Genomic DNA, 12,126 nt, shown 5'->3' on the forward strand with positions numbered 1-12,126 from the left:
GAGGGGGATACCGATGAGTAAACTAATGCCAGTAATCGGCGTAATCACAAGACGAAAAAAAGGCGGTTTCGTCGAGCCTGATTATTTCCGGGACTTGTATAGGGAAGGATCCAAATTGGGCGCATTGGTATACTTTTTTTCCGAGGAAGACGTGCGCTTAAAAGATAACGTGATTTTAGGTTTTGCGCCGGATAAACGCAGATGGAGACAAACGCTCCGCCCCTGGCCCGATGTTGTCATCGACCGAAGAAGGAGCAAATGGACGCGGTCCTTCTTGAATATACGCAGAAAGAAGCTATTTCCTTACACTAGCAGCAAATTCGCTTTTAAAGATGTTGTGACCCGAGAATTATCACGAATCGATGAGGTTAGCAAATGGATCCCTCAGACATCAACTTACTCATCCGATCGTTTGTCTCAAATGATGGATCGTTTTCCGCTCGTTTACGTCAAGCCGGGGAACGGTACAGCGGGAGGCAGCGTCGTGCGAATCGCGAAAGACAACAACCACTGGATTGCATGGGGGAGGGCGAAGGGGAAAAATTTGCGGAAAGCACGGTTCGCTAACAGGGAGCAAGTAATCAATTGGGTGAATACATGGGTGCGCACCGAGAGAGTGCGCGACGGCAAATTTATCGTGCAACAAGGACTGAATCTGGAGCTTATTCCCGGAAGAGTTGTCGATAATCGCCTTTTGATCCAGAAGAACAAAAATGGCAAGTGGGAGCTTACAGGGCTCGCGACCCGTATCGGCGGTCCAAACAGCCCGACAACCAATCTGCTCTATGACGACGGAAAAGCTCGAAAGTTCGATGTTTTCATGCGTGAACGCTTCGGTCCAGAGAAAGCCGCGGAGATCAGGGAAGAGTGCGTACGGATGGCGCACTCGCTTGTGGCGGTATTCGAACGGAAGTACGGTCCAATGATGGAATTCGGTATGGACGTCGGCGTTGACGTTGACGGACATGTATGGTTAATCGAAGCGAACCCCAAACCGAGCAGGGACGTCTTCCTTAAGACTGGGGAACGATCCACTTACTTGAAAGCCGTGCGTAGACCGCTCGAATATGCCTTGTATGTGGCTAAGCAACCGACTTGAGGGGGAAGACGATGAACAAATGCTGGTTGCGGTGCACGAGATGCAAGAGCGTATTCGACTTCCGACTGATCGGCAAATGCGAGAAATGCCAAGGAACCCTTCTTGTCGAGTACGACATGAATCGAGCACATGACGTCTTCACGCCGACAAAGTTGGCCCTAAGCAATAACAATACTTTATGGCGCTATCATGAACTGCTTCCCGTCCGATCTCTCGACTCCGCGATAACGCTTGGAGAAGGCGTCACGCCGCTCATTCGGATGCCCGCAATTGAGAAACAGCAATCCCTGCGCCGGGTCTGGATGAAGCGAGAGGAGCAAAATCCGACCGGCAGCTTTAAGGCGCGAGGCTTCTCCGTAACCGTGTCCTTGCTGGCCGAGCGAGGAATCCCGATTGCCGCCGTACCGTCAAACGGCAACGCAGCATCAGCTTTCGCGGCCTATGCCGCACGGGCGGGAATCGATGCGCATGTCTTCATTCCCAAAGATTGTCCACCGTTAATCGTCGAAGAATGCAAGTTGTATGGCGCACATACGACATTAGTCGATGGGAAAATACACGATGCTGCGGCTGCAATCGAACTACGGAAAGATCAAATGGGTTGGTTTAACGTGGGGACTCTTCGTGAACCGGGCAGGGTCGAGGGGAAGAAAACGATGGCATTCGAAATCGCCGAACAGCTCGGCTGGCGGCTTCCGGACGTGATTATCTATCCGACCGGAGGTGGTTCGGGCATTGTTGGCATGTGGAAGGGCTTTATGGAACTCCGACGGCTTGGACTCATTCAGGGGACACTCCCTAGATTGATCAGCGTCCAGGAAGAGGGCTGCCGGCCCATCGTCGATGCATTGAAGGGGACGGAGAACCAGGAAGAGAGCATAACCAATGAGGCTTCTAATCCGACGGGAATGCGCGTCCCCATTCCACCTGACTTGGATTTGCTCGTCACCATTCTAAAAGAGACAGGCGGTGATGCGATCTCCGTAAGCAAATCGGAGATGGACTCTGCCCAGAGAATGCTAGGCACACTCGGTATTTCCTCATCCCCAGAGGGCGCAGCCACGTATGCTGGATTGCTAAAGCTGACCGAGACGAACGGCCTTTCCGGCGAAGAAGAAATTGTCCTTTTCAACACATCGCATGCAATGAAATACTCGTCGGTATCTCCGAGCGCTATATCAAAACGTCAATTGGCTGATTATATGATCTAGCGCCTTGAACGCCACAAGGCTGCCGAGAAGTCTCTGCAGCCTTGTGGACCGTGATCGTTGAATTTGAACGTTTTCAAACGCGCTCAAGCTTCAGCAGCCAACAGGAAGTGCGGTCCAGCGTACGGGTATTTCGTGCGCTATTTATGACGGCAATGTTTAGAAAGATACGGACTCCGTCCCCGGTCCGGTTGTTGAAAAGCACTTTGTTCGGTTGCAAATCGCCGGCACCGCCGCGTGCAGTGAACGTTCCGGTTGAGGGCAATGCCTCCACCTTGAAGATGAATGCATCATTGGACAACAGAAAATTCACACTTCTCAATACGAGCTTTTTCCGGTTAGGTACGTCGATCACAATGGTTTGCACATCAACGCTTTTACCGGGTAGTAACTTAATCGGACTTTTACCACCAACAATACCGTTTAATTGAAGCATAACGACACCTCCAGATCGTGTATGCCACAGTATATGTCAGACGCATTGGACAAGTTTGGATGATTAACCGTCCCAAACAAAAGAAGACGACTGGCCCGCAATATAGGCTTGTCGTCTTCTTAGCGCTTTAATGATGCTCGAAAAATCGGATGCTTGACTTTGCGTTCTTTGTTAGGCCGACGGGCAATTAATAAGATTAATTCCACGAGGAGAACGGGAAGCGTCACGCGCCTAGGATACGCTAGGTAACGAGGCTCCCATGTCGGATGGAATTTTTCTTTATACTTACGAAGACCTTTAAACCCGTACCATTGCCCTCCGTATTCATAGACGCGGTTCGCCAACTTTTCCTCGCGCAGTGCGGATCGCGTTTCTCCGACGCTAGATAACGGAGCCATCCCCAAATTAAAGTAGGAATAGCCTTGGTCACGCGACCATTCTAACAAACGAATAAACAGAAAATCCATCGTCCCGTTCGGAGTACCGCTCAAGTGACGCATAAGGTCGATGGACATCGAACGATGGTCGTCATAACCAGGTGCAAGCGTAGCAAAAGCGATCTCTTGCCCGTCAGGATCGATAAGAACCGCGATCGGGGCTTCCTGCAAATAAGAGGGCTCAAACGATCCTAGCGAAAAGCCTTTTTCCCGTCGTCCCTTAAGCCATTCATTCGAGATCCGGCGAAGACGCTCGAGGAATTGCTGGTCATGCGGAGAGTGAAGAACTTCGAACCGAAAGCCGTCGCGTTCAAAGCGATTATTGACATTGCGTAGACTGGTATTGATTTTGCCGGTCAGCGTATAGGTCGACAGGTTCACGAGCGCTTCTTCCCCTAATTTGAAAAACCGATAGCCGTTCTCGTGATAAAGCGGGAGGTTCGCCGGCGACACTTGGTAAAATACAACCTCCAGATCGTATAAATCAGCTAAACGTTGGCACTCCTGAATGCCATCGCTGATGAGCATGGTGTCGCCGATTGGATCTCCAAGCACGACCATTTTGTTCCGGATCACGGAATAAGGAATGAGAACTCGCTCGTCGCAAGCCCAGAAAAAGCTTTTGTCACCTGAGAACAGCATGTGTGTGAGCAGGTTACCTTGTTGTTTAGCCAAAAATCCGCGTACTTTATCCAGGTCATCTGCCGAAGCGCCACGTGCGACCAGCCTGCTTGGCCGCATCAAAAGCGAGAGCGACAACAGGAGCCAAGTTATCCCGAGACCTGACACGATGGCAACGGTTTGTTCAGTCTTGTTAAGGATCAGGTGAAGTGAGTGACTTTCCGGGAGACGTTTCACAAATCCTGGAATTGTGCCGGAGGCGATAACATCATAGATATACGTTATAACTAGTGTGGTAATGGCCCAAGCCGCCATACGTTCACGATTGATCGGAGCTCCTAATCGGTAAAAGCGCTCCCGCGACAAGTAAAGCAGAAGGGCGATAAGGAGCAGAAAGATCGCCTCTTCAAAATCAAACGCTTTAGTGAATGTAAACAATGCCCCGGCGCATAGCAGGCCTAAAGTCCACTGGTATGCCCGCTTGATTCGACGGGAGATTCCCCAGGAAAGAACAACCAGCATGAGGCCGATCATCACGCTCAGTTGATGGGACAAGCGCATGAGCGGCGCGGATAGCAATTCCTCGGCGAACCGCAGACGATGGAGAAGACCAGGAGTTGCAGCAGATAGAAGCAGGACGACTCCGCTGAGAAATACCAGCTTACCGAGCGCCCACGCACCAAATTCGGAAATCCACGCATACTGCCCGGGAAACTCCCAGAATCGCTGCCAGCCGTTAAGAGCCCCCTCAACGTTGTTCTCCGTAACTTTGCGCTGGTCTTGTGCGAACTCGAATGCACCCATAACCAATCCAATGAGCCACGGGACCAAATAGTACATCATGCGAAATAATACAAGCACCGCGGCGGTTTTCTCAGGCGGGTAGCCAAGCGCCTGAAGCCCCAGCAATGCAATAAGATCAAAGCCGCCAATCCCACCAGGCGCCAGACTCACAAGGCCGGCCGCGGCCGCGACTGTATAAATGCCCAATGCCGTCCGGAATGGGAAATCCGGAAGAAGGGTGGACGCGATCATCCAGAAGGCAATACCCGCCAGTACCCATTCCACGACGGATACAGCTACTGAGGCAACGATCGTAGATACGTTCATCTGCGGCAAGTCGCGGTTTAACCATCTCGCATAAAAGGGCGTCCGCTGAAAAACCAGGTAGCCGGGAAGATAAAGCGCAATCGCCCAGACGGCATACAGCGTCCAGTGATGAGATCGGATCACGGCATCTATAGGTAAGAGTCCTGCAAGATCTCCCCAAGCCAGCAACGAAATCCCCGAAATGGTGATGGTGGATAGGAAGGCTATGGATGCCGTTATGATCGGAACGGAAATCCCGCGGTTGCGATACATGTAAGTGCGCAGCGCGGCTCCCGCAATCCCGGCGAATCCAATGACATTGTTCGACGTATTCGCAATCCACGCCAAGCGGAAAGTCGTCCAGTGTCCGATCGGGAGCCGGAAATGGCGCCGCAGTACGAATTCATACCCGCTAACTGATGCGACTGCGGCAAGAGATAAGGCTAAGAGCAGGAGAAGCCTCGAAGGTTCGAGATGCCGCAGGATATGCATCGTGGCTTTCCAGTCAATTCGGCGAAACTCGGCTTGTCCCTCCCATATGATCAGTGCAATGATGGCGATGGGAATCAAGATTTGTACAATTTTTAAGCGGTACAACGTGGACAGGAGCTTTAACGCTTTAAGGCGCGGATGCTCCCTTTTTATTTCTGCTGCCATGCCTTTTCTCCCTGTACGTATGTCGTACACTGAGTATGTCCGTAATGACGGTTATTCAAAAGTCGGCAAAATTTAATTAACGGGATTAAATATAGGCAAAAACTTTGCTTGCTTGGCGTGTCCGAGCGGGGGAAGGTCGTACAATTCTTCGATTGTGCGCAAGACATCGAAGTGATTGGACTGTTGTTTGTAATCGCCGATCTTGACCATCGGTCCTACAAATGTCGTTGGAATTTTGTTTTTTTGGCTGCGGTCGTCCTCGTCCCATGTCAGGATAAACAGACTATTGTTGGTTTGTGCCCATTCGACGTAACCGGATAAGTGTTGCTTAAGCCAGTCGTCCGCTTCTTTAATCGTCCCGTCATGAATATCGTGGTCCATGTTCGGGATGACGAACGAAACGGTCGGCAATTGGGCGTAATCCTTCGGAAAGCTCGTGAACGGCATGTTAACCGAACTTGGAACGTTCGCGAAATCGACCCACGGGTTGTGTTTTCTCGCGTAATTCGTTTTCAAGTCAAATGGCCCCGTATAACCGACTTTCGGTAATCCCTCGGAATAGCCTCCGAAAGTAAGACCGCGTTTGATCAGTTGAGCGGCCAAGTTATCGGACTTAAACGTAGGCGTCTTTTTATCGTCTTTTACGCCCTGATTCGATCCGGAGAACAAATCCAAATAATTAGGTTGGCTGGGATGCTCGATTGCGAAGTGGTTTACGAGATTTGCCCCTTGCTTCATGAGTTGGTTCATATAAGGAGCGGACTTGTTACCGGAAATTTCGCGCAGCGAGTGATTCTCTTCGATGACGATTACGATGTGATCCACCGTGGGCCGCGAAACAGAGGGCAGCTTCGCAGATACGGCTTGCTGGTCGACCGGCAGCGGGAATCCGGAAACAGCTAGCGGAGTAAGCATTAGAAGTAGCGAAATCAGTAGCTTCTTTTTGCGTAGCACCAGTACCCATCCTTTTAGATTCGTGTGTGGTAGAACGATTTCAGTATAGGGGAGCGGTAAGGCGAGTTGCAATGAATTTCGTCGAATTCGTTTGATCAAACACAGTTTTGTGACGAATACCAGTGTGGAGGGCATTCGAACAGGTAAGCAGATTTAAGAGAAAGTTAATAACTTGTTCACAGACCATTAATTTCTGATGTCTAAGCTTGAATAGTAAGACTATTCCATTGTAGGAGGTTTACTATGGTCAAGAAAAAATGGATATGGACGAGCAGTGCGATCGGCATTAGCAGTATCGTCATGCTGTCCACCGGGTTAACGGCGTTAGCGGGCACTTCGGGTTACGATGATTACAAAGCGGCTTTGAAATCGACGAAAGCGTTAAGCAGCGTCAGCGCGCAAGCTTCAGCGACTTTAAGGGATAACGGAAATGTTATCGCCGAAGCGCTGGCGAATGTGAAAGCGGATTTGAAATCGGAATCGAAAAGCGGCAACGTCAAAGTGACGAATAACGGAGGCGAGCAATACGTCGATCTGTACGCGTTACCCGACGGACAAGCATGGAAATCGAATGCAACGGATACTTATTTCGTGAAGAAAGATCGGCCGGATTCGGATAGCGAAGACTCGGGCGAAGGTACGGACTCTTCATGGATCGATCGGCAAGCAGAAACGGTGATCGACGCATTAGTCGGCAACCTCAAAAACGAGGTCACTGAGGAAGCCAATTCCGACGGCTCGAAGAAGATTTCGATCGCGCTCAATAGCATGCAGATTCCGGCAGTCGTTCAAGCACTAGCTCCAATCGCCTTTCATAAGCTTTCTGCCGATCGCGGTGAACGTGACCATGAAAAGCAAGATGCGAAGGATTCGGAAGAAAGGTCCGATCCGGAAGATCTGTTCGCGAAGCAACTATTCAATTCCATCGATCTCACCTTGACGCAGGATATTCAATTGAAGTCGATCGATTTGACGGCGGATATCAATGCCTCCGGTCAAATCGAACGCCAACAAGCAAGCATCGTCTTTGTCGGTAAAGATGCTTCCGGAGCAACCCATGAATTGAACTTCAGCGTGGATGCTAAACTGTCGGCGTTCAATCAGACAACGCCGGATACAATCGACCTTACTGGGAAAAAGGTACAAACAGTGCAAGACCGCCACGCTGGCAAACATCGCGATTAATGCAAGAGAATACAAGGAAATATCATTTGTCGGGACGGACGGGGCGAAAGTTGCCCCTCTGTCTTGACGCTTACAGTCGGGAGGCAGCAGGATGGAATTGATCGTTCAGATCGTCGATTTGACGAAACAATACCGCAATCGCCGAGGGGTCCAACATGTTTCGTTGGAGCTTCGCAAAGGCGACGTTTATGGATTGCTTGGCCCGAACGGGGCGGGAAAAACGACGCTCTTGAAACTACTTACAGGTCTTATACGACCGGATAGCGGAACGATATCACTGTTTGGACATGCTATCGGTGAATCGTTCGAGAGCGCGATGAAGAGAGTAGGCTGCATGATCGAATCCGCGGATTTCTACGACTATTTATCGGCTTATGAATATTTGAGACTGCTTGGAAATTATTATCACCGAATCGACAAAGAGGCGATCCTGTATGCGATCGATCAAGTCGGGCTTACTCCATATGCGCACGAGAAAATCAAAAATTTCTCCACCGGAATGAAAATGAAGCTGGCACTGGCTGGTGCTATCCTGCCCAATCCTGATCTCGTGATACTGGACGAGCCTACAAACGGACTCGACATCGAAGGGATCGTTTTGTTCAGAGAATTAGTGGGGCGGCTCTCGAGCGAAAGAGGCATCACGTTCTTGATCTCCAGCCACATGATTCACGAACTCGAACAACTTTGCAATAGGGTCGGCATTCTACTTGGTGGGGAACTCGTACATGAAGGGAATGTCGCCAATTTGCTGATGGACGGCAATTCGCTGGAGCAGTTCTATATCGAACAATTAACAAAACGAAAGGAGGTCTATCTACATGGGCAACTTGCAGGCGGCTATTCGGAATGAACTGAGGCTCATGCTCTATCGTAAGAAAACGCTCGCTTTTTTTATCGTTTCCGCAGCGATTCCCATTCTTGCGGCCTTCGCTTTTCGTTCCCTTAAACCAGTGTTAGGCATTTTCTCCGTGAATCCATCGTTCCCGATCGAGATGCTCGGTTTGTATACAGCGTTATGGATACCGCTATTTCTGCTTCTCTCGCTTGCCGATTCGTTTCCGCAAGAAGTATCATCTCGGACGCTAAAGTTGGCTTTGCTCCGGCCGGTAACACGGATGAAGGTCTATTTGGCCAAGCTGTCGGCCATTGCGATTGGAGTTGCCGCATTGATGCTTCTATTGTTAACGGTGACGCTGATCAGTAATGCGATGGCGGGCTCTGTCGGACAGTCGTTCCACGAGTGGTTCGTGTTCGCGAAAGCTTATTTCGCAGGATTCATCTCTATGTTGGCGCTTGCGACCGTTTTTTCAATGGTCGCGCAATTATTTCGTAGCGCGAGCGGCTTTCTCATTTTCTCTATCGTACTGTACGCGGCTGCGAAGATTGCCCCCTATTTTGTCGGCGGTTTTTCCGCGTTTTCCCTCGCCTCGTATACAGATTGGTACGTCTTGTGGCTAAGTGGAACTGTTGCGACCAGCCGACTGTTCTCATCATTTTTGTTCTTGCTGTCCGGAACCGTCTTATTCTTCTCGTTAGGATACACACTGTTTGATCGCAAAGAAGCATAGAAGGGAAACGACATTCCCATAACGGAACATAACAGGCATGCTGCTCGATTCTATGAGTGCGTGCCTATTTGCATTTCTAGTTATTCTCATTCTGCTTGTCTCAAGTTCATCCCTAAAATAAAAACCAGTTAATAAATAATTTATAATTCCCCTTTAATATAGGACACGTGACGCAAATAGGAAAGGGGAATTCACATGACGGCTAACGGAAATGCAGTTAAAGGCTGGTTTAGCAAAGTACCGGAAGTTACGATTTTTTTCTGGATCATCAAAGTATTATGTACGACAGTGGGGGAGACCTTTTCGGATTTTTTGAATGTGAATTTAGGAATGGGCTTAACTCAAACGACGATTATCATGGGGGTCGCGTTCGTCGTCGTTTTGTTTCTTCAATTCAAGGCGAGGAAGTATGTGCCCGTACTTTACTGGCTAACTGTCGTGCTGATCAGCGTATTCGGAACGTTAGTTACCGATAATTTGACGGATGCAATGGGCGTGCCGCTAGAGACAAGCACAATCGTTTTCAGCGGATTGCTTGCTCTGACTTTTCTAATGTGGTATTTGAGCGAAAAAACGCTCTCCATCCATTCGATATTCACCTTTAGAAGAGAAGCTTTCTATTGGCTGACCATTCTTTTCACGTTCGCGCTCGGCACTGCGGTCGGCGATTTGTTTTCCGAGCAACTCGGGCTCGGATATCTGAAGACCGGTCTCACTGTCGTTATCGTTATCGCAATCATTCTTGTCGCTTGGAGATTCAAACTCAACGAAATTCTGGCATTCTGGATCGCCTATATTCTCACCCGCCCGCTCGGTGCATCTTTAGGCGATTACTTGTCGCAATCCAAAGTCAATGGCGGCCTTGCACTCGGCGCAACGGTAACCAGCGTTATTTTCTTAATCGCGATATTAGCGATTATTCTATTCCTGGCTGTATCGAAAGTGGATATCATCAAAAAAAGCGAAGCAGATACGTCGACTCAAATCACACAAACTCCTAGAAAAGTTCTAGTGCAAACCGTAGTTGTTATTATCATTTTCTTAGCCGTCGGTATTGGCGGATATGTATGGTGCAATCAAAACATCATACCGGAAATAGATGCCGCACAAACGACGTTATCCGGACAATTAACGGATTTTATTACGACCGAGAACGAAATGCTTAATGCCGTTAAATCAAAGGATTTCGCTACTGCGAAATCATATGCGGACACCTTGGAGCATGATTGGGACGAGGCGCAAGCTAAGCTAAGGAAAATCGATCGCAAAACATGGACGAAGATCGACGGCACGATCGACGATGTATTGGCTGCGAATCGCGCGAAACAACCGAACGCAGACAAATGTCAAAGCGCGTTGGAGGACTCGCTAAGCGCCTTGAATGAAGCGAACCAATAGAAGGAGTGCTAAAATGAAATTGGCCGCCGAGAACGTCTCGGCGGCCAATGCTCTATTCGGACATGGATAGAGCTTGTTGATTAATTTCGCATTCTAATGCATGGAGCAAATTCAATGTTTCCAGATGGTCCTGTATTTGTTTCATTGTATTTTGTGCGTCGACCAATTGATGATTGAGTTCTTTAAAAACATTCGTTTGAAGTTGATTTTCTGTCAATTCGACTATGTTTAAATGTTTGGTGAGGTTTCCTATTAAAGACTCTTCAGGCATTCCGGCAACTGTAGCCTTTGATTCTGGTTTTGGTGCTGCCAATGATGTTGTTTTTAAAATTGCTTTTTGAATTTCTTCTTTAACGAATTGTTTGACAATCCGTATTTCGCGTTGAATCTGTTGCTCCGAGCTTTGGATTTCACTTTTTATTTCCAGCTTGATGTTATTATTCGTTTTTTGGAAAAAATCATGAAGTTCTTTTCGTTGCGCCTGCAATAAATCTTTAATCCAATCGTGCATTTTTTCATTCGCTTTTTTAGTGTGCATTTGATTTTCATTTTGAAAATGAGTCAATTTCGATTGGATTTCGTTTCTGATGTTTTCCAGATCATTATGGATTTGTACCGTGGATCTTCTTTGGTCATCCTTCAATTCGCGTTGAAGTAGGCTGACGGAGGTTTCCTTTTTCTGTTTGTATGCTTCATATTCGAGAGCAACCTCGACATCCGTTTTTGCTTGCATTTTTTTTAACGGTAGAGAAGCTTGTTTGGGGGCGCCCACAATTTTATTATTGAAGAAGGCTCTCTGGAAAACGACTCCAACAACTAACATCACTAAGATCACGATCAGGATAGAAAAGATCACTTCCATGCCCCCTTCTTAACAAGGGGGCTACGTAATCATACGTAACCCCGCTTGTCCGTTTTTATTGAATCGTTGGCTGGTTCATGCTTTGATTGTTCTGATTCATCATGCTGTTCATATTGCTTTGGTTCATATTTTGGAATCCGGAGCTTTGTTGTGTCATTTGATTCGCTTGTTGTTGGGATTGCTGAATGAGCTGTTGCATTTGGCTTAACATTTGGAAAGATTGAACGGTTTGATTGGCTTGATTTAAGGTTTGGTTCGCTTGTTGGATAGCCTGTTGGAGCTGCTTGATGGATTGTTTCTGTTGATTTTGAATTTCAGTGCTAAATTGGTTCATTTGACTAATCAGTTGATTGATCTGTTGTTGATTTTGGCCTGTCGATCCAGACGAAGCCGAGCTGGAACTTTGATTAGACGATTGTTGAGCTTGAGACAAGATTTGTTGCATTTGTTTAAGCGGATTCTCTAAAGGAGAAAGTTCATTTGCCACTTCCATTTTTACTGTTTCCGCGATATTTGCCGCCATTCCCGATTGTGTTGCGGATTTCAATACTTCATCTTTTTTGGAAGTCATTTTGTTGAATTCCTCCTAAGTCGATTTTTGCACGCCTT

At 48.1% G+C, this 12,126-nt stretch carries 11 protein-coding genes; 6 read left to right on the forward strand and 5 right to left on the reverse strand.

The genetic code is table 11. The annotated features are described in order from the left end of the window. The first annotated feature begins 13 nt into the window (after nucleotides 1-13). Both ACFPOF_RS25930 and ACFPOF_RS25935 read left to right on the forward strand, forming a co-directional pair. Nucleotides 14-1,099, forward strand: coding sequence for a YheC/YheD family endospore coat-associated protein (locus ACFPOF_RS25930; protein WP_378138161.1), 1,086 nt, complete (start codon nucleotides 14-16; stop codon nucleotides 1,097-1,099). An 11-nt stretch (nucleotides 1,100-1,110) separates the two neighbouring features. Beyond that, a complete protein-coding gene (locus ACFPOF_RS25935) occupies nucleotides 1,111-2,310 on the forward strand; it encodes a threonine synthase (RefSeq protein ID WP_378138163.1) in 1,200 nt (399 codons plus the stop codon). 73 nt (nucleotides 2,311-2,383) lie between these two features. On the opposite strand, the gene ACFPOF_RS25940 is transcribed toward ACFPOF_RS25935, so the two are convergent. From ACFPOF_RS25940 to ACFPOF_RS25950, 3 genes are all read right to left on the reverse strand, one after another. After that, nucleotides 2,384-2,743 (reverse strand): hypothetical protein, encoded by a 360-nt coding sequence (locus tag ACFPOF_RS25940; RefSeq protein ID WP_378138165.1) that lies wholly within the window; start codon nucleotides 2,741-2,743, stop codon nucleotides 2,384-2,386. A gap of 119 nt (nucleotides 2,744-2,862) precedes the next feature. Continuing rightward, nucleotides 2,863-5,547, reverse strand: a complete 2,685-nt coding sequence (gene mprF / locus ACFPOF_RS25945) for a bifunctional lysylphosphatidylglycerol flippase/synthetase MprF (RefSeq protein ID WP_378138167.1) — start codon at nucleotides 5,545-5,547, stop codon at nucleotides 2,863-2,865. Between the two features lie 72 nt (nucleotides 5,548-5,619). Beyond that, nucleotides 5,620-6,501: an alkaline phosphatase family protein gene (locus ACFPOF_RS25950; RefSeq protein WP_378138169.1), complete on the reverse strand. Its 882-nt coding sequence runs from the start codon at nucleotides 6,499-6,501 to the stop codon at nucleotides 5,620-5,622. 243 nt (nucleotides 6,502-6,744) lie between these two features. On the opposite strand from ACFPOF_RS25950, the gene ACFPOF_RS25955 reads away from it, so the two are divergent. The 4 genes from ACFPOF_RS25955 (at nucleotide 6,745) to ACFPOF_RS25970 (ending at nucleotide 10,655) form a co-directional block, all read left to right on the forward strand. Then, on the forward strand, nucleotides 6,745-7,686 hold the full coding sequence (locus tag ACFPOF_RS25955) for a hypothetical protein (protein ID WP_378138171.1): 942 nt from the start codon (nucleotides 6,745-6,747) through the stop codon (nucleotides 7,684-7,686). Nucleotides 7,687-7,777: 91 nt separating this feature from the next. After that, nucleotides 7,778-8,539: an ABC transporter ATP-binding protein gene (locus ACFPOF_RS25960; protein ID WP_378138173.1), complete on the forward strand. Its 762-nt coding sequence runs from the start codon at nucleotides 7,778-7,780 to the stop codon at nucleotides 8,537-8,539. Next, nucleotides 8,508-9,257, forward strand: a complete 750-nt coding sequence (locus ACFPOF_RS25965; protein WP_378138175.1) for an ABC transporter permease subunit — start codon at nucleotides 8,508-8,510, stop codon at nucleotides 9,255-9,257. The genes ACFPOF_RS25960 and ACFPOF_RS25965 overlap by 32 nt, the downstream gene beginning before the upstream one ends. Before the next feature lie 195 nt (nucleotides 9,258-9,452). Further along, the gene (locus ACFPOF_RS25970) at nucleotides 9,453-10,655 is read left to right on the forward strand and encodes a hypothetical protein (protein WP_378138177.1); all 1,203 of its coding nucleotides are present in this window, start codon (nucleotides 9,453-9,455) and stop codon (nucleotides 10,653-10,655) included. 52 nt (nucleotides 10,656-10,707) lie between these two features. Here the strand turns inward: ACFPOF_RS25970 and ACFPOF_RS25975 are convergent, their stop codons facing one another. Both ACFPOF_RS25975 and ACFPOF_RS25980 read right to left on the reverse strand, forming a co-directional pair. Then, nucleotides 10,708-11,511, reverse strand: coding sequence for a hypothetical protein (locus ACFPOF_RS25975; protein WP_378138179.1), 804 nt, complete (start codon nucleotides 11,509-11,511; stop codon nucleotides 10,708-10,710). A 61-nt stretch (nucleotides 11,512-11,572) separates the two neighbouring features. After that, nucleotides 11,573-12,088, reverse strand: coding sequence for a hypothetical protein (locus tag ACFPOF_RS25980; protein ID WP_378138181.1), 516 nt, complete (start codon nucleotides 12,086-12,088; stop codon nucleotides 11,573-11,575). Nucleotides 12,089-12,126 lie beyond the last annotated feature (38 nt).

The sequence above is a fragment of the Cohnella soli genome, from assembly GCF_042655525.1.
Classification (GTDB): Bacteria; Bacillota; Bacilli; order Paenibacillales; family Paenibacillaceae; genus Cohnella; species Cohnella soli.

What these genes read in the sequence shown, in the direction of transcription:
- ACFPOF_RS25930 (WP_378138161.1), top strand. Translation starts at nt 14, where the DNA reads ATGAGTAAACTAATGCCAGTAATCGGCGTAATCACAAGACGAAAAAAA.
- ACFPOF_RS25935 (WP_378138163.1), top strand. Translation starts at nt 1,111, where the DNA reads ATGAACAAATGCTGGTTGCGGTGCACGAGATGCAAGAGCGTATTCGAC.
- ACFPOF_RS25940 (WP_378138165.1), bottom strand. Translation starts at nt 2,743, where the DNA reads ATGCTTCAATTAAACGGTATTGTTGGTGGTAAAAGTCCGATTAAGTTA.
- mprF (WP_378138167.1), bottom strand. Translation starts at nt 5,547, where the DNA reads ATGGCAGCAGAAATAAAAAGGGAGCATCCGCGCCTTAAAGCGTTAAAG.
- ACFPOF_RS25955 (WP_378138171.1), top strand. Translation starts at nt 6,745, where the DNA reads ATGGTCAAGAAAAAATGGATATGGACGAGCAGTGCGATCGGCATTAGC.
- ACFPOF_RS25960 (WP_378138173.1), top strand. Translation starts at nt 7,778, where the DNA reads ATGGAATTGATCGTTCAGATCGTCGATTTGACGAAACAATACCGCAAT.
- ACFPOF_RS25965 (WP_378138175.1), top strand. Translation starts at nt 8,508, where the DNA reads ATGGGCAACTTGCAGGCGGCTATTCGGAATGAACTGAGGCTCATGCTC.
- ACFPOF_RS25970 (WP_378138177.1), top strand. Translation starts at nt 9,453, where the DNA reads ATGACGGCTAACGGAAATGCAGTTAAAGGCTGGTTTAGCAAAGTACCG.
- ACFPOF_RS25980 (WP_378138181.1), bottom strand. Translation starts at nt 12,088, where the DNA reads ATGACTTCCAAAAAAGATGAAGTATTGAAATCCGCAACACAATCGGGA.